9 protein-coding genes are annotated in these 17,348 nt (G+C 73.8%); 7 read left to right on the top strand and 2 right to left on the bottom strand.

Translation table 11 applies throughout. The features are described 5' to 3' along the window. Positions 1-226 precede the first annotated feature (226 nt). A complete protein-coding gene (locus WBN91_RS03655; protein WP_337724166.1) occupies positions 227-6,718 on the top strand; it encodes a DNRLRE domain-containing protein in 6,492 nt (2,163 codons plus the stop codon). Here the strand turns inward: WBN91_RS03655 and WBN91_RS03650 are convergent. Then, positions 6,675-8,453 (bottom strand): ABC transporter permease subunit, encoded by a 1,779-nt coding sequence (locus WBN91_RS03650; protein ID WP_337724165.1) that lies wholly within the window; start codon positions 8,451-8,453, stop codon positions 6,675-6,677. The genes WBN91_RS03655 and WBN91_RS03650 overlap by 44 nt on opposite strands. Continuing rightward, positions 8,453-9,961, bottom strand: coding sequence for an ABC transporter substrate-binding protein (locus tag WBN91_RS03645; protein ID WP_337724164.1), 1,509 nt, complete (start codon positions 9,959-9,961; stop codon positions 8,453-8,455). The genes WBN91_RS03650 and WBN91_RS03645 overlap by 1 nt, the downstream gene beginning before the upstream one ends. 186 nt (positions 9,962-10,147) lie before the next feature. On the opposite strand from WBN91_RS03645, the gene WBN91_RS03640 reads away from it, so the two are divergent. From WBN91_RS03640 to WBN91_RS03615, 6 genes are read left to right on the top strand one after another with little or no spacing between them, the layout of a single operon-like run. After that, positions 10,148-11,644, top strand: coding sequence for an ABC transporter substrate-binding protein (locus WBN91_RS03640; RefSeq protein ID WP_337724163.1), 1,497 nt, complete (start codon positions 10,148-10,150; stop codon positions 11,642-11,644). Between the two features lie 5 nt (positions 11,645-11,649). Further along, the gene (locus WBN91_RS03635) at positions 11,650-13,494 is read left to right on the top strand and encodes an ABC transporter permease subunit (RefSeq protein WP_337724162.1); all 1,845 of its coding nucleotides are present in this window, start codon (positions 11,650-11,652) and stop codon (positions 13,492-13,494) included. Next, positions 13,491-14,483 carry an ABC transporter ATP-binding protein gene (locus tag WBN91_RS03630; protein ID WP_337724161.1) on the top strand — a complete coding sequence of 331 codons (993 nt, stop codon included), beginning with the start codon at positions 13,491-13,493 and terminating at the stop codon, positions 14,481-14,483. Before WBN91_RS03635 ends, WBN91_RS03630 begins: the two co-directional genes overlap by 4 nt. 22 nt (positions 14,484-14,505) lie before the next feature. Continuing rightward, positions 14,506-15,309 (top strand): ATP-binding cassette domain-containing protein, encoded by an 804-nt coding sequence (locus WBN91_RS03625; protein WP_337724160.1) that lies wholly within the window; start codon positions 14,506-14,508, stop codon positions 15,307-15,309. Then, positions 15,306-16,271, top strand: coding sequence for a succinylglutamate desuccinylase/aspartoacylase family protein (locus WBN91_RS03620; protein ID WP_337724159.1), 966 nt, complete (start codon positions 15,306-15,308; stop codon positions 16,269-16,271). Before WBN91_RS03625 ends, WBN91_RS03620 begins: the two co-directional genes overlap by 4 nt. Positions 16,272-16,313: 42 nt before the next feature. Then, a complete protein-coding gene (locus WBN91_RS03615) occupies positions 16,314-17,279 on the top strand; it encodes a hypothetical protein (protein ID WP_337724158.1) in 966 nt (321 codons plus the stop codon). The last annotated feature ends 69 nt before the right edge of the window (positions 17,280-17,348 follow it).

Raw genomic sequence — 17,348 nt, 5'->3', positions numbered from 1 at the left:
GCGACAACTGGTGTGGACGAACACCGCTTCACCCGTTTGCCCGCGTTGACCGCTCCGTTCACGCCGGTTTATGGTCTGCGCTGCCTTCGTCAACTGAGATGGAGGGGCGACCGCGAGCCGGGGGGACTCGCGGTCGGGGGAGCACGCCGCGCTTCTACCTCGGGGGGAACCCATGTCCGCACGGTCGGCGCGCTCCACCGGCAGACCTTCACCACGCAGGACGAAGGTGACGGCCGTCGCGTTGGCCCTGGTGCTCGCGGCCTCCGTCGCCGAGACCACCACGGCACCCGCCGCGATCGCCGCGCCGGAGCCGACGAAGGCCGCACCGGCGCCCGTCCAGTCCCGCCCGGACACCGTGTCCGCCGCCGTCAGCGCGCGGGCGCAGGGGTCGAAGGTCGAGGTGGAGTCCCTGCGGACGGAGTCCTCCACCACGTGGGCCAACCCCGACGGCACCATGACCACCGACGAGCACTCGGGTGCGGTCCGGTTCCGCACGGCCGAGGGCCGGTGGAAGGACGTCGACCTCGCCTGGCGCCGGAACCGGGACGGCACCGTGTCGCCCGGCGGACACCCGCTCGAGGTCAAGCTGGGCAAGGACCACGGCAAGGCCGGCGGTCTGCTGGTCGCGGCGGCGGCGCGGGACGGCGCCCGCGAGGTCCGCTGGGACGCGCCGTGGCCGCTGCCGAAGGCCTCCCTCGACGGCACGAAGGCCCGCTACGCCGACGTCGAGCCCGGCGTGGACTTCGTGGTGCACACCCGCCGCTCGGGTTTCGAGTACGACTTCGTCGTCAAGAGCCGCCCGGCGACCGCCCCGGTGTGGCGAATCCCGTTGCGGGTCAAGGGTTTGACGGCCCGGCAGGAACCCGACGGCACGATCGTGTTCGTGGACGCCGAGGGCAAGCCGCACTCGTCGATCCCGGTGGCGTACATGTGGGACGCGGCGGTCGAGGAGCGCAGCGGCGAACCCGTCCACCGCGCCAAAGTCGACCTGCGCGTCGAAGGCGAGCACCTCGTCGTGGCCCCGGACCCGGCGTGGTTCATGGACCCCGCGCGCAGCTTCCCGATCACGGTCGACCCGACCTACGCGGTGGCCAACGCGTTCCCGAACTTCGACACCTGGGTGCAGTCGGACTACACCAGCGACCAGTCGGCCTCGACGGAGCTGAAGCTGGGCACCTACAACGGCGGTGCGGTGAAGGCGCGGACGTTCCTCAACGTCCCGGTCGCCCCGTTCAAGGGCAAGCAGATCCTCGGCGCGACCCTGTCGCTGTTCGAGACCTGGTCCTACTCGTGCACCCCGTCCACGATGATCGTCCGCAGCGCCCAGCCCGCGTCCACGGCCACGCGCTGGACCGCGCAGCCCACGATCGGCTCCCAGTACGGCTCGGCGAACGTCGCCAAGGGCCACGACAGCGGCTGCCCCGCGGGCCGCATGTCGGTGCCGATCACCCCGCTGGTGCAGGCGTGGTCCAACGCGACCTACACCGTGGGCGGCATGGTGCTGATGGCCGGCAACGAGGCGGACTCCAACTCCTGGAAGCGATTCCACTCCAGCGAGGGCTCGGCGGACCCGTACATCTCGTACACCTACAACCGCCCGCCCACGGTCCCCGCGATGCCCACGATCGTCAACGCGGTCTCCTACGCCGCCCCCGGTGCCGCGAGCTACCTCTACACGGCGAACCGGCGCACGTGGGTGTCGTCGAAGGGCACCGACGCTGACGGCAACAACGTGCGCTACGAGTTCGAGTTCCACACCTCCACCGCCGGCACCGCGGCCACCCTGAAGGCGACCTGCTCCAGCTCCTCCTACCCCTCGGGCACCACGGCGGGCTGCCAACCCAACGCCGACCTGCCCGACAACACCGCGATCGTGGTGAGGGCACGCACCACGGACGGGTTCCTCAAGTCCGGCTGGTCGGCGTGGGCGCTGGTGCGCATCGCCGCGACAACCCCGGCCGTGCCGACGGTGTCCTGCCCGTACGCCAACGGGTCCTGGACCGACACCCCGCCCACGGCGGACATCACGTGCACGCTCACCGCCTCCGGCACCGGCTGGAGCGCGCCGGGCTACATCCGGGTCAACGTCGACTCCAAGCCCTACCCGACCAACTTCACCGGCGGCCCACCCGGCCACCTCAAGATCACCCCGACCAGCATGGGCGGCACCGGCAAGGCCACCGTCACCATCCCCAGGACCGCGGGCCAGCACTCCGTCTTCGTGCGCGCCGAAACCCCGTCCGGCCTGCTGTCCGACCTGGGCGGCTACTCCTTCGGCTACGGCGGCACGACCCTGTCCAGCCCCGCGGTGAACCCCCGCACGACCACCACGGGCGGCGTCCGCATCACCGCGTCCGGGCCGCCCAAGGGCACCTCCGGCGGCGTCACCGCCACGCTCAAGTGGCGCCTGTCCGGCTACGGCGGCGGCAGCGAGAGCACCGGGTGGAACACCGCCGTCGACGCTCCCCTCACCGTGGCCGACAACGGCAGCGCGGGCGTGACCGTGTCCGGGACCTGGAACACCACCGCCGAGACCCGGGACGCCCAACTCGACTCCGACCCCGCCACGGCGGGCGTGCAGCCGACACCGCTCGACGATCGCGTCCCGGCGTTGCTGGACGTGCAGGTCTGCCTCGTCTACTCCGCCTCGACGCAGTGCACCTGGTCGCAGTCCAGGACCACCGTGCTGCGCGTGCCGCACGCCTTCGGCAACGGGTTCCCCACCACGGACGCCGGACCGGGCCAGGTCGCGCTGTGGACCGGGGAGTTCAACCTCGACGCCACCGACGTGTCGGTCCCGGGCCACCACGGCGACCTTTCGCTGTCCCGGTCGCACTCGACCTTCGCCGGCCCCGCGGACGGGCTCGCGGGCGTCTTCGGTCCCGGCTGGACCGCGCAGTTCGACGGCGCGGACGCCGGGGTGGCCGGGCTGCGGGTCGTCGACAACACCCGTGCGGACGGCACGCTGGTGCTGCTCGACGGCGACGGCACGGCGCTGGTGTTCGAATCCCCGAGCGGAACCCGGCGCACCACCGCGACCCTCCAGTCCGGCACCTGGGTGCCCGCCGACGCGGACACCGCGCTCGACGCGGGCAAGCTGACCGTCACGGGCACCGGTGCGGCGACCACGATCGCCTACACCGAGGACGACGGCACGGTCACCACCTTCACCACGACCGCCGCCAGCGCCCCGACAGCGGGCGCGGCGGGGACCTTCCGGCCGGCGGCCATCGCGGAGGCCGGGGTCGAGCAGCAGACCACCTACACCTACGACACCGGCGGTCGCGTGGCCCGCATCCTCGCGCCCACCGCACCGGGCGTCGTCTGCGTCGACGGCCAAGGCGGGTACACCAACGCGGTGGGCTGCCGGTCGCTGCGCCTGGAGTACGGCACCTCCGGGTCTGCCGCCGGGCGGCTGGTCGCGGCGTGGCTGGACGCCTTCAACCCCGACCGCGGCGGCATGGACTCGATCAAGGTCGCGGCCTACACCTACGACTCGGCGGGACGCCTGGCCACCGCCACCGACCCGCGCAGCAACCTGGGCACGGCCTACGGCTACGACTCCGGCAACCGGCTCACCTCGGTGAAACCCGCCGGGCTGGTGCCCTACCAGCTGTCCTACACCGCCGCGCCGGACGTCAAGCTGGCCGCCGTCAAGCGCGACCGGCCGGTCGGCGACCCGACCGGGGGCGTCGCGGTCCTGGCCTCGTTCGTCTACGACGTGCCCACCACCGGCGCCGGCCTGCCGGACCTGTCGGCGACCTCGGTCGCGCGCTGGAACCAGGCCGTCGCACCGGCGAAGGGCTTCGCCGTCTTCGGCCCCGACCACCCGGTGTCCACCACCTCGCCCGCGGGCGTCGCCGCCGGCGACTGGGCGCACGCCGACCTCTGGTACACCGACGCCAGGGGCTACACCGTCAACACCGCCCGGTACGGCGCGGGCGCCTGGCAGCACACCGCCAAGGACTACAACGCCGAGGGCAACGTGGTGCGCGCGCTCGACGAACGCGCGCTGAGGCTGATCGTTGACGACCAGTTGCCGTCAGGCGCCACCGCGGACCACCTGGCCACGCTGACCGCCTACAACGGCGACATCACCAACGGCTCGACCGTGGTGACGCCGGCGGGCACCCTCGTCACCGACACCTTCGGCCCGGCGCGGACGGCGGTGACGGCGGACGGCTCGTCGCGCCGGCTGCGCACCCACACCCGGACCGAGTACGACCAGGGCGCGCCGCACGGCGGGATCAACCCGGCGACGGCCCTGCCCTACCGGTTGGCGACCGCGGAGACCACCTACGCCCACGACCCGGGCGCCGGGGAGGACGTCGAGGTGCTCTCCCGCACCCTCACCGACTACGCGGCGCCCGCGGCGGGCGACCCGGACGGGTGGGCGCTGGGCCTGGCGGGCCGGGTGACCACCGACGTCGACCTCGACGGCACGTCCTCGGCCGGTGACATCGTCAAGCTCACCCGGTACGACACCGAGGGCCGCGCGGTCGAGGTGCGCCAGCCGGACTCGTCCGGCGCGGACGCGGGCACCGCCCGGATCACGTACTTCACCGCCGCCGCCGGCGACGCGGAGTGCGGCGGCAAGCCCCAGTGGGCCGGGCTGGTGTGCCGGACCCAGCGGGCCGCGGCACCGGACTCCGGGCCGACGCTGCCCACGACCACCACCACCGCGTTCAGCTACCTGCTCGCCCCGACCTCGGTGGTGGAGACCTCCGGCCAGGTGACCAGGACGACCGCGACCACCCACCTGCCCGACGGCCGCACCGCGTCGGTCTCGACCACCGTCGCCGGCTTGCCGGGGTCCACCCCGAACACCCGCAAGGAAACCCAGTACGACCCGCTGACCGGCGCGGCGACGACGGTGACCGCGAAGAACGCGGACGGCTCGACCGCCGCCACGGTGACCACCGGCTACGACTCGTGGGGCCGTCCGACCACCTACCAACCGTCCGGCGAGCAACCCACCACCACCGCCTACGCCGCCTCGGGCGCGGTGGCGACCGTGACCGACGCCAACGGGTCCACCCGCTACACCCGCGACGGCACGGACGCCGCCGGCCGCGCCGAACACCGCGGCCTGGTCACCAAGGTCGAGGTCACCAGCGCGGGTTCGACGTGGACCGCCACCGGCGCCTACGACGCGGGCGGCGGCCTGACCACCCAGAAGCTGCCCGGCGGCATCACCCAGCACGTCGACCTCGACCACGCCGGTGAACGGGTCGGCCTGCGCTACACCGGCCAGATCACCACCCGCCACGACGACGGCACCACCACCGTCGACCCCGACGGCGGATGGCTCGCCTGGTCCCGGGACAACGACGTCACCGGGCGCGTGGCCCGGACGTGGACCCCGGACGGCACGCTCTTCACCGGACCCGCCGGCGACGACCCGGGTGACGCCGTCCCCTATGACCGCGCCTACCGCTACGACGGGGCGGGCCGGCTCACCGAGGTCCGCGACCGCACCGCGGCGACCACCGGCGTGGACGTCACCGATCCCGCGCAGGCCCCCGCGTGCACCACCCGCTCCTACGGCTTCGACGGCAACCACAACCGGCGCACCAAGACGACCTCCCCGGCCGCGGCGGACGGCTCCTGCGCCACGACCGGCGGCACGACGACCACCAGGTCCTTCGACACCGCCGACCGCCCGGTCACCGGAGCCGGCGGGCAGGGCGCCTACGCCTACGACCCGCTCGGCCGCACCCTCACCCTGCCCGCCTCGGACGCGCCGGACCCGAGCGGCGGCGACATCACGCTGACCTACCACGACAACGACCTGGCCAGGTCCATCACGCAGCGCGGCGTCACGACCACCTTCACCCTCGACGCCGTCGACCGCCGCGCCACGGAGACGACGGGGTCGACGCAGATCGTCCGCCACTACACCGACACCTCGGACAACCCGACCTGGATCACCCAGGCGGGCAGCACCCGGCGGTACGCGGAGTTCGTCAGCCGCGACCTCGGGCTGACCGTGGACCAGGACGGCACGGCCGAGCTGGTGGTCACCGACGGGCACGGCGACGTCGTCACCACCATCGCCCTGCCTTCCGGCGACCTCGCCGCCACCGCGATCACCGGCTGGCACTCCTACGACGAGTACGGCGCGGGCGCGACCCCGACCGCCGAGGGCACGTTGAACCACGGGTGGCTCGGCGCGGAACAACGCGCGGTCTCAGGGGCCGGTCTCACGTTGATGGGCGTCCGGCTCTACAACCCGGCGACCGGGCTGTTCACCAGCATCGACCCCGTCCCCGGCGGCAACGCGAACGCCTACACCTACCCGACCGACCCGATCAACAGCGCCGACGTCAGCGGGATGATCAACGCGCCGGAGAAGGGCGGCGGGGGCGGGAAGTGCCGCAAGACCTGGAAGAACAAGCGGTGGAAGCGGGCCTACACCTGGTACACCGGCCAGACGGGCTGGGTGCCGTCGCTCTACAGCCGGCTGCCCAAGGTGGTGCGCGGAGCCCTCAAGGCGATCATGGCCCGCTACACCTTCGGCACCGTGGTCGTCGACGGGACGTGGTGGCAGTCGCGCTACAAGCGCTGGGTGGACTGCCGCTGCCGCAACGGCTACTGGCAATTCCGCTCGGACTGGGAACTCCAGGTCCGCGGGCGCGCGACGCTGGAGTTCCTGATCCTGGACGAGCGCACGGTCACGACGAGGTGGGCGCAGCACGACGCGACCTACGGCGGCTGACGGAGGAGTCCCGTCCGGCCGCGGTGCCGGCCAGGGCGAGGACGGAGAGCAGGACGAGTGCGCCGGCCGGGCCGAGAGCGGTCCAGGGGGCCAGTTCCAGGTAGGGCTGGTTCTCGGCCAGCAGGCGGCCCCACTCCGGGGTGGGAGGCTGTTCGCCCAGGCCGAGGAAGCCCAGGGAGGCCAGGACCAGGACGGTGGTCGGCAGACGCAGCAGTGCGTTGCGGACTACGGCCGGGAGGACGGCGGGGAGCAGGTGGTGGCGTAGCAGGTGGGTGGGGCCGGCGCCGCAGGAGAGGGACGACAGGATGTGGCCGCTTGCTCGTTCCTGCTGGATCAGCGCGGTGGTCTGGGCGGCGTAGGGGGTCCAGGCGATCAGGCACACCGCGGCTGCCGCGCCCCACACCGACGGGCCGGTCACGGCGGTGGTCAGCAGTCCGATGAGGACGGCCGGCAGGGTCGACATGATCTCGGTCAGGCCGGCGGTCGCTCGTCCCGCAATGCCCAGCAGCAGTCCGGTGAGGACGCTGACCGCCGTGACGCCGAGGGCCAGGCTGGCGGTGTGCAGTGCTCCGTGGCCGAGTCTGGCCAGCAGGTCGCGGCCCAGGGCGTCGGTGCCCAGGGGGTGGGTCGGTGACGGCGGGAGCAGGCGGGCGGCGGTGTCGACGTGCAGCGGGTCGCGCAGGGAGCCGGCGACGACGAGTGCGAGCAGGGCCAGGCCGCAGAAGGCGACCAGGGCCCGAGTGGAGCGCTGCGGTCGGCGGAAGGGTGTGTGGGCGGCGATCAGGCCACCGTCTCTTAGAGCCGGTCCCAAGAGCGCGTGGCGAAGTGCGCCCACCAGCAGGCCGGTGGTGACGCCGAGCAGGACCAGGGCCAGGGTCGAGGCCTGGAGGGGTGGGAGGTCCTGGGCGGTGGCGGCGTCGAGGGCCAGTCTGCCCAGGCCCGGGATGTTGAAGATCTTCTCCACCGCGACCGCGCCGCCGACCAGGGCGACGACGTTGGGCAGGAACTGGGGGAGCACCCCGGCCAGCGCGCCGCGCAGCACGCGCACAGCGATGCGGCCCGGCGGGATACCGCAGGCGTGCGAGGTCCGCACCCACGGCTCGGCGAAAGCGGCGGGCAGGGCCTGGTCGAGCAGGCCCCCGATCACCGCCCCGGACGGCACGCCGAGCGCGAGCGCGGGCAGCACCATCGACGCCGGTCCCGCCCAGCCGCTGGAGGGGAACCAGCCCAGCCACACCCCGAACACGGTGGCCAGCAGCGCGGCGAGCACGAACTTGGGCAGTGCGGCGAGGAACGCGGCTCCGGTGCCCGCCGACCCGACCGCCGCCTGCCGCGCGCCCCGGCGCAGGGTGCGAGCGACGACCAGCGCGGCCACCGCGAGCGTGACCACGAGCGCGCCGAGCACCAACGTGGTCGAGACCGCGAAAGCGTTGGCCACCAAGGGCAGGACCGGTTCACCCGACACCCATGAGGTGCCCGCGTCACCGCGCGCCAGGCCGCCGAGCCAGCGCGCGAGGTGGGTGAACGGCCCCTCGTCCAGGCCCAGCTGCGCCCGCACCGCGGCCAGTTGCGCGGGAGTGGGGTCCTGGTCGGCGAACCGGGCACGCAGGACGGTCAGCGCCGGGTCGGCCGCCGACAGCCACGGCAGCAGGGCGACGGCCGTCAGCAGCGCCGCCCCGGCGACGACACGGCCCGCGCCCGCGCGCCACCGGAGCGCGCACGTGGTGCCACCCACTACTTCAGGCGGGTGTTCAGGTCGATCAGGGAGCGCTCGCGCGGGTCGAGGCGCACGCCCTCGACCGCGGTGCTGACGCCCTGCACGACCTTCTCGTGGACCAGCGGCACGATGGCGTCGGTGCGCAGGACTTCCGCCTCGACCCGCATGATCTTCTGCTGCCGCACCGCGATGTCACCCTCCTCGGCGGCGGAGGCGATGGCCTGGTCGACGCCGGCGTCCTTCAGACGGGCCAGGTTGTAGACGCCGCTGCCGGCGAAGTCGCTGGCGAGGAACGCCACCGCGTCGCCGGTGTCCAGCAGCGTCACCCGGGAGAAGACCAGCGCGTCGAACCCGCCCGCCAGCAGGTCGCTCTCCATCTGCGTGTACTCGCGGACGTCCTGCCGCACGGTGAACCCGGCCTTCTCCAACTGCTGCTGGAGGACGGTGGCGGCCTCGGGCAGCTCGGCGCGGTTGGTGTAGGTGGCCAGGCGCAGCGTCCGGCCCTCGGTCTTGGACTTGACCTCCGCGGTGGTGGCGGCGTTCGCGCGGCCGGTCACCTCGACGCGCTTGTCGGCCGCCCAGCCGACGGCGGGACCGAACAGGCCGCGCGCCGGGTCGGCGTACCCGCCGAAGACCGAGTCGACCAGGGCGGAACCGTCCACGGCCGCGCGGGCGGCGGCGCGCAGCGACGGGTCGGCGAACAGCCCGGCGGTGTTGAGCACGAGGCTGTCGGTCCGCACGGAGGGCACTTCGTGGCGGGTGGCCGGGTCGAGCAGCTTCGCCTGGGCGGTGGGGATCCACTCGGCGATGTCGAACTCGCCGGCGCGCAGGCCGTTGGCGCGGGCGGTGCCGTCGGCGATCCACGTGACGTCGATGCCGGGCGCCTGCGCCCGCCCGCCCCAGTAGTCGTCGAAGCGGTCCAATGTGGCCTTGGTCTTGCCGGTGAGGCCGGTGATCCGGAACGCGCCGGTCCCGGCGCCGATGGGGCTGACCGTGCCGTCCGCCGCGTAGGCCTTGGCGGCGAAGATGCCCAGCGCGGGGCTGGCCAGGCGCAGCGGGAGCACCGGGTCGGCGGTGGCCGTGGTGATCGTGACGGTGTCGGCGTCCTCGGCCTTGGTCTTCAGCGTCACGTCGCTGAGCACGCGGGGCTTGGTCTTCGCGGCGCCGGCGTGGTCGAGCGCGGTGACCACGGAGTCGGCGGTGACCTCGGTGCCGTCGTGGAACTTGGCCTTGCGCAGCTCGAACACCCACGTCGTGGCGTCCTTGCGGGTCCACGACTGCGCCAGCGCGGGCACGGCGGTCCCGTCCGGACCCAGCGCGGTGAGTCCTTCGGCGACGGAGAGCTTGCTCAGCACGGTGGCGTCGTTGCTGTGCGGCGACAGGGCCTGCACCGGGGGCACCGCGAGGGCGACGCGCAGTCTGCCGCCCGAGGTCTCGCCGGTTCCACCCGCGCCCGACGCGAAACAGCCTGCCAGCACGGGGAGGAGGGCGAGCGCGGCGACGATACCGGTGGGTGTGGTGCGCATGGTGGTTCCTGTCGTGCGGGGACGCGATCAACGGTCGCGGGGAGCGGCGACACCGTATAAGGCAAGCCTCACCAAAGTTGAGGCTCGGTGATTGAAATCTCAATGATCCGTCGCGAGCTAGGTGGAAATGATTGTCATGAGCTACGGTCCGGTCCGCCACTCCACGACGACCCCCGGGACAGGTTCATGCACCACCGCACGCTCTTGGGCGCCACCGGCCTCGTGGCGGTCTCCGTCCTCCTCACCGGCTGCTTCGCGACCGGGGCGACCGGAACCGACGACCCGTCCGGCACGGGCCGGATCAAGGTCGCGATGATGCTGCCGCCGAGGTCGGGGCTGTCGCCGTTCAGCGACGACGCCTTCAAGCTGTCCCGCTGGTCGACCGCCGAGACGCTGGTGACCCTGGACGAGAAGGGCGACGCGCGGCCCGCGCTGGCCACCCGGTGGACCCGCACGTCCGACAGCACCTGGGAGTTCACGATCCGGCCCGGGGTGAGCTTCCACGACGGCAGCGCGCTGACCCCGGCCGTGGCCGCGAACACCCTGACCCGCGCGATGACCGCCGCGCCCAAGCCGCGCATCCTCGACGGCGTCCGGTGGGACGTCCGCACCGCCGGCGACACGGTCGTGGTCACCACCGACACGCCGGATCCGCTGGTGCCGCAACGACTTTCCTCGCCGCAGCTGTCCATCCTGGCCGAACGCGCCTACACCCCGGACGGCAAGGTGAACCCGGTCGGCGCCGGCAGCGGCCCGTTCAAGCTCGTGGCCGTCGACGGCACCGCGAGCGCCACGCTCGACCGCTTCGACGGCTACTGGGGCGAGAAGGCCAAGGCCGCGGGCATCGACGTCTCCTTCGTGCCGGACGGCACCGCGCGTGCCGCCGCCATCCGCAGCGGAGCCGCCCACATCGTCGAAGCGGTCCCGGTGTCCCAGGCGGCGCTGCTGGATCAGCGGACCGTCACCGAGGTCCCCATGCCGCGCACCAACACCCTGTACCTGAACACGAAGTCCGGCCCGTTCACCGATCCCGCCCTGCGCGCCGCGGTCCGCGAGGCGATCGACGCCGAGGCGATCGTGAAGGGCGTCTACGAGGGACGCGCCGACGTGGCGCAGGGCCTGCTGGGACCCGCGCTGCCGTGGGCGGCCGAGGGCCGGAAACCGTTGGGGGAGCGGACGAAGGCCGCCGACCCGAAGGGCGTGACGATCACCCTGGCGACGTTCACCGACCGCGCCGAGCTGCCCGAGGTCGCGTCGGTGTTGCAGCAGCAGTTGCAGGACAAGGGGTTCACGGTCAACCAGGTCGTGCGCGAGTACGCCCACATCGAACAGGACATGCTGGCCGGCAAGTTCGACGCGTTCATCCTGTCCCGGGCCACGGTGCTGGACTCCGGCGACCCCGTCGCCTACCTGAGGTCGGACTTCGCCTGCGACGGGTCGTTCAACATCGCGCGGCTCTGCGTGCCGGAGGTGGACGCGGCCGTGGCGAAGGCCGCCGGTGTCGAAGCCGGCGACCGGCGGCGCGCGGCGATCCTGGAGGCCGAGGCGGCGGTGCTGCGGACCGACGCGGCGATCCCCATGCTGCACGAGCGCGTCATCCAGGGCGACGCGGCGTCCGTCGTGGACTCGGCCAAGGACCCGCGCGAGCGGCTCCTGATCACCGCGACCACCCGCCTCGGGTGAGCGGCGTGTCCGTGCGCGAGCGCGGCGGGGCGCTGCCGACCCGTGCCGGGGGGTCGCCGTCGCGGGTCGGGGTGTGGCCGTCGCGGGTCGGTGCGCTGCTGCCGCGCGCCGGGGTGTGGCCGTCGCGGGTCGGGGTGTGGCTGCCGCGTGCCGGCGCGCTCGTCGTGATCGTCGCGGCCCTGGGGTCGCTGCCGTGGCTGTCGGGCCGGGACGCGGCGCTGTCCGTGCTGCGGGCCCGGACCGCCGAGCAGGAGCCGACGCCCGAGGCGCTGGAGTCCGTGCGCCGGGAACTGGGGTTGGACGCGGGACCGGCGCGGCTGCTCGGCGATTGGCTGGGTGGGCTGACGCGCGGTGACCTCGGGCGGTCGTGGGTCAGCGGCGCCGATGTGCTGCCGTCCGTGCTGTCCGGTCTGGGGGTCTCGATGACCCTGATGGGCGCGGCACTAGTGGTGACGCTGCTGGTGGCGGGCGCGTTGTGCGCGCCGACGGTGGTGCGCGGAGCGCGTGGGACGCTGCGCGGTGGTTCGGGCGGCGGGCCGGCGGCGGCACTGGCGGCGTTGCCGGAGTTCCTGGTCGCCACGGTCCTGCTCGTCGTGGTGTCGGTGTGGCTGGGCTGGCTCCCGCCCTACGGCTGGCAGGGACCGCAGCACCTGGTGCTGCCCGCGCTGGCGCTGGGCGTCCCGGCGGGCGCGGTGCTGGGGCGGTTGGTGGCGGACGCGCTGCCCGCCGTGGTGCAGGAGCGTTGGGTCGGCCTGTGGCGGACCGCGGGGTGCACGCCTGCCGTCATCGGGTGGGCGACCCTGCGGCGGGTGCTGCCCGCTCTGCTGCCGCAGGTCGGTCTTGTGGTCGTCGGGTTGACCGGCGGCGCGGTGGCCGTCGAGACCGTGTATGCGGTGCCCGGAATCGGCCGCACCGCCCTGGGCGCGGCGGAGTCCCAGGACTTGCCGCTGTTGCAAGGGGCGGTGCTCGCCTTGCTGCTGTTGGGGGTGCTCGCGGGGGCGTTGACCGGCGTGGTCCGGGGTCGGCTGCTCGGACCTGGGCTGCGGGACGCCGCGTTGTCGCTGCCCGCGCCGGTCGCGCGGACGACCGGTCGGCGGCGGATCGCGCCGATCGTGTGCGCGGTGGTGCCGGCCGTGGTCGTCGGTGCGGGGCTGCTGCGGGAACCGCTGCGGCTGGACGTGGCCGCCCGGCTCGCGGTTCCGTCGTGGACGCACCCGCTGGGCACCGACTCGCTCGGCCGGGACGTCCTGGCCAGGGTCGGGCACGGCGCGGCGGCGACGCTCGGCGTGGCGGTGGCGGTGTGCCTGTGCTCCTACCTGATCGCGATGGTGCTGGGGTTCCTGCCGGGTCCGGCGGCGGGCGTGGCGGAGGCGGCCAACGCCGTGCCGCCGGTGATCGCGGGCATCCTGGTCGCCGCCGTGCTCGGCCCTGGGGTCGTGGGCGCGTCCGTCGCGGTGGCGCTCGTGTCCTGGCCGCCGCTCGCGGCCCACGCGGCGGCCCTGGTCCAGGAGACGCGCGCTGCGACGTACGTGACGGCGTTGCGCGCCATCGGGTCGCCGCCGTCGTGGATCCTGCTGCGGCACGTGCTGCCGTCGGTCGCCGGGCCGGTCGCCCGGCACGCCGTCCTGCGCCTGCCCGCCGTCGCGCTCGCCTTGGCGTCCCTGGGTTTCCTCGGGCTCGGGGCACAGCCACCCGCGCCGGAGTGGGGCTTGCTGCTCGCCGAGTCGTTGCCCTACGTGGAGCGCGCCCCGCTGGCGGTGCTCGCCCCGACCGCGATGCTGCTGGTGCTCGCGGCCCTCGCGGTCTCGTTGTCGACGCCGGGTGGGCGGATCGGGGTTGGTGCGCGGTGAACCCCCTGCTGGAGGTCCGCGACCTGCGGATCACCACCACCGGGCCGCACGGGGTGGACCTGGTGCGCGACCTGTCCTTCGACGTCGCGGCGGGCGAGCTGCTCGCCGTGGTGGGGGAGTCCGGTGCCGGGAAGTCCGTCACCGCCCGAGCCGTGGTCGGCTTGCCGCCCGCCGGGACACGCGTGTCCGGTGAGGTCCGCTTCGACGGCGAGGACCTGCTCGGCGCTCCGGAGGCGGTGTACCGGAGGCTGTGGGGACGCAGGCTCGCCTTCGTGCCGCAGGACGCGTTGTCCGTGCTCAGCCCCGTGCACACGATCGGGGACCAACTCGCGCTGGCCATCCGGTCGGTGCGCGGGGTGGGGCGCAGGGCGGCGCTGGAGCAGGCCGTCGCCGCGCTCGACCGGGTCGGCATCCCGGACGCCGCCCGCCGCGCCCGCGCCTACCCGCACGAGTTCTCCGGCGGCATGCGCCAGCGCGCGGTGATCGCCCTGGCGACCGTCAACGACCCCGACCTCCTCGTGGCCGACGAGCCGACCACCGCCCTGGACCCGACCGTGCAGGCCCGGGTCCTGGACCTGCTGGACGGCTTCCGCGAACGCGCCGGGATGGCGGTCGTGCTGGTCACCCACGACCTCGCCGTGGCCGCCGCCCGCGCCGACCGGGTGCTGGTGGTGTACGCGGGCCGGCACGTGGAGTCCGGTCCGGCGCACCGGGTCCTGCGCGAGCCGCGCGCCCCCTACACCGCCGGCCTGGTCGCGTCGCTGCCCGCCCGGCACTCGACGACCCGGTACCTGCCCGTGCTGCCCGGAACACCCGACGCGCCACCGACCGGCTGCCCGTTCGCGCCGCGCTGCCCCGCCGCCTCGGACGTCTGCGCGCGGCACGAACCCGAGCCCACCGAGTGGCGGGACGGGCACCGGGCGTCCTGCCACCGGCTCGCCGAACTGCCACCGCGCACCGCGGACCTGTTCGAGGGGATCACGGCATGACCCCGCTGGAAGGACTCACGGCATGACCCTGCTCGAAGTCCGGGACCTCGTGGTCCGCTACCCGGCACGGGGCCGCCGAACGCCGCCGGTCGTGGCGGTGGACGGGATCTCCTTCACCGTGGCGGCGGGGGAGACCCTCGGCCTGGTCGGCGAGTCCGGCTCGGGCAAGTCCAGCACCGCCTCCGCCGTGCTCATGCTGCGCCGACCGGAAGCCGGGTCCGTCCGCTTCGACGGCCGCGAACTGACCACTGTGGACGAACGCGGGCTCCGCGCGCTCCGGCACGGTTTCCAACCGGTGTTCCAGGACTCGTACGGCGCGCTCAGCCCGCGCAAGACGGTGTTCGACGCGATCGCCGAGCCGCTGCGCGTGCAGGGCCGCTGGGACGCCCGGACCGGCCCCGGCCGGGTGGCCGAGCTGCTCGACCTCGTGCGCCTGGACTCGTCCGTGGCCCGCAGGCGGCCGGCGGAGCTGTCCGGCGGGCAGTGCCAACGCGTCGGCATCGCCCGTGCGCTGGCCGTCGAGCCGAGGCTGCTGGTGCTCGACGAGCCGGTGTCCGCGCTGGACCCGTCCGTGCGGGCCGGTGTGATGAACCTGTTCACCGAGTTGCAGGACGAGCTGGGGCTTGCCCTGCTGTTCATCTGCCACGACCTCGCGCTGGTCCGGCACGTGGCGCACCGGGTGGCGGTGCTGCACCGGGGCCGCATCGTCGAGTCCGGTCCCGCCCGCCGGGTCTGCGACGCGCCCACCCACGACCACACCCGCGAACTGCTGTCCGCGGTACCCGACCTCGACCACCTTGTCGCCTCCGGAGGATCGACGCAGTGATCACCAACACCACCCTCAGCGTCGGCAAGCTGTCCGCCACGCCGGGCACCAAGGTGCGCGGCAGCGTGCCTGTCGACCTGGGCACGCTCACCGTGGACGTCCCGTTGGTCCTGGTCAACGGCGGCCGGCCCGGTCCCCGTGTGGTGATCACCGCCGGCGTGCACGGTGGCGAGTTCACCGGCATCGACGCGGCGCACCGACTCGCGGCCCGCCTCGACCCCGCCGAGGTCCGCGGTCAGGTGCTGCTCTGCCTGGTCGCCAACCCTCCCGCGGTCTACGGCGGACGGCTGGGCACGTCCCCGCTCGACGGCGTGAACATCAACCGCGTCTTCCCCGGCGACCCCGAGGGCGGCCCCACCGAGCGGCTGGCGGCGTGGCTGTTCGCCACCCTGGTCGAGGGCGCCGACGCCTACGTGGACCTGCACGCCGGTCGCATCGACGAGTTCCTGCGCGACTTCGTCGGCTACCGCCTCAGCGGCAACCCGGACCTGGACGCCAAGACCGCCGGCATGGCCCGTGTCGTCGGCTACGACGACGTGGTCGTGGGCCTGCATGCCGACGACGGCAACAGCCACGCGGCGGCGGTCCGGCGGGGCATCCCGGCCATCCTGATCGAGACCGGCCAACGCGGCGAGCGCGACCCGCGGGTGGCCGAGCGACTCGTCGACACCCTGCTGCGGCTGCTCGACTTCATCCTGACCGGCGAGGACGTCGAAGCCCCGCCCGCCCGCGAATGGGTCTGGGCCGGTTTCGTCAGCGCCGAGGCCACCGGCCTGTGGTACCCGACCGTCACCGCCGGGGACGACGTGACAGAGGGCCAGGTCATCGGCCGCATCACCGACCCGGCAGACGGCACTGATCACGAAGTCCGCGCGCCGGCCACCGGGCGGGTCTTCTACGGCATGCACGGCCTGACCGTGGTGCCCGGCACCGACCTCGTCGCCATCGCAGCGCCGCGCTGACTGCTGCGAGGCCGCCTGCGGGCGATTCGTAGACTGCGTGCCGTGGACGAAGTCGTGCTCGGCTGGGTGACCTGTCCATCGGGGCAACTCGTCCTGGTGGACGGGGGATACCTCGGGCTGTGGTGCGGGGATCGCTCCCCCGGCGAGGACGGTGCCCCGGCGGTCGACTTCGCGGTGGTCGGCCCCGACGCCGACGCCGCCGCGCTGTCCTTCGACCACCAGCCCGGTCGCCGGCTGTACGACATCCCCGAGCACGCGGCGGAGCGGTTCGCCGCGAAGTTCGACGAGCACTGCCGCCTGCACGGCTTCGACGCCGCGCTGCACCGGTTCCCCGGCCGGGTCCCGCACCGCGAGCGGGTGCGGCACGCGATCGAGGCGGACGACCCGGGTTTCCTGATCACCGGTGTGCCGGTCGTCGCGGTCGGCGGTGTGCCGACCGACCGTCCGCTGCGCGTCGTGGCCACGCGTGGACAGTGGGGGTGGGCGCGCATCCGGATCGAGCTCGGCGACGGGCCGGCCACGCGGCAGCGCCCGCTGTCGCCGATCAGGGTCGACCAGGCCCGGTTCGCCTTCGCCGACGCGGACGCGCTCGGGTCGTGGGTCCACGACGATCCCCTCGACGGCCTCGCCGACGTGGTGTTCTGGGGCAGGGACGAAGACGAGGTCGCCGCCGAGTTCGACGCACAGCGCACCGGCACCCCGGGAGACGACCCCTACGGCTGGCTGGACCTGCCGATCCGCGAGGCCTACCACCGCGCGGTGGCGCTGGAGGAGCGCAGGAACACGGCCCCGGAACGCAAGTTCGCCTTCGACTTCCGCCCCCACTCCCACCACTGGCAGGTCATGGCGGCCCTCCGAGCCTCCGACCACGAGGCCGCCACCCTCACCATCGACGGCGCCGACATCATGATGGCGATGACCTCCACCGGCGACGGCTTCTTCCCCACCCACCTCCACTCGGACGCCCACGGCACCCCCACCGCCGTCGAGATCGTCATCGGCGACTGACAGATGAGGTGGGGAAGATGGACAAGCAGGCGAGAAAAGCGGCGAAAGGGGCCTATCGACAGCGCCGCC

Source organism: Saccharothrix sp. CCNWYY140 (genome assembly GCF_037401995.1).
GTDB lineage: Bacteria > Actinomycetota > Actinomycetes > Mycobacteriales > Pseudonocardiaceae > Actinosynnema.
This window is presented reverse-complemented; position numbering and strand designations above follow the sequence as displayed.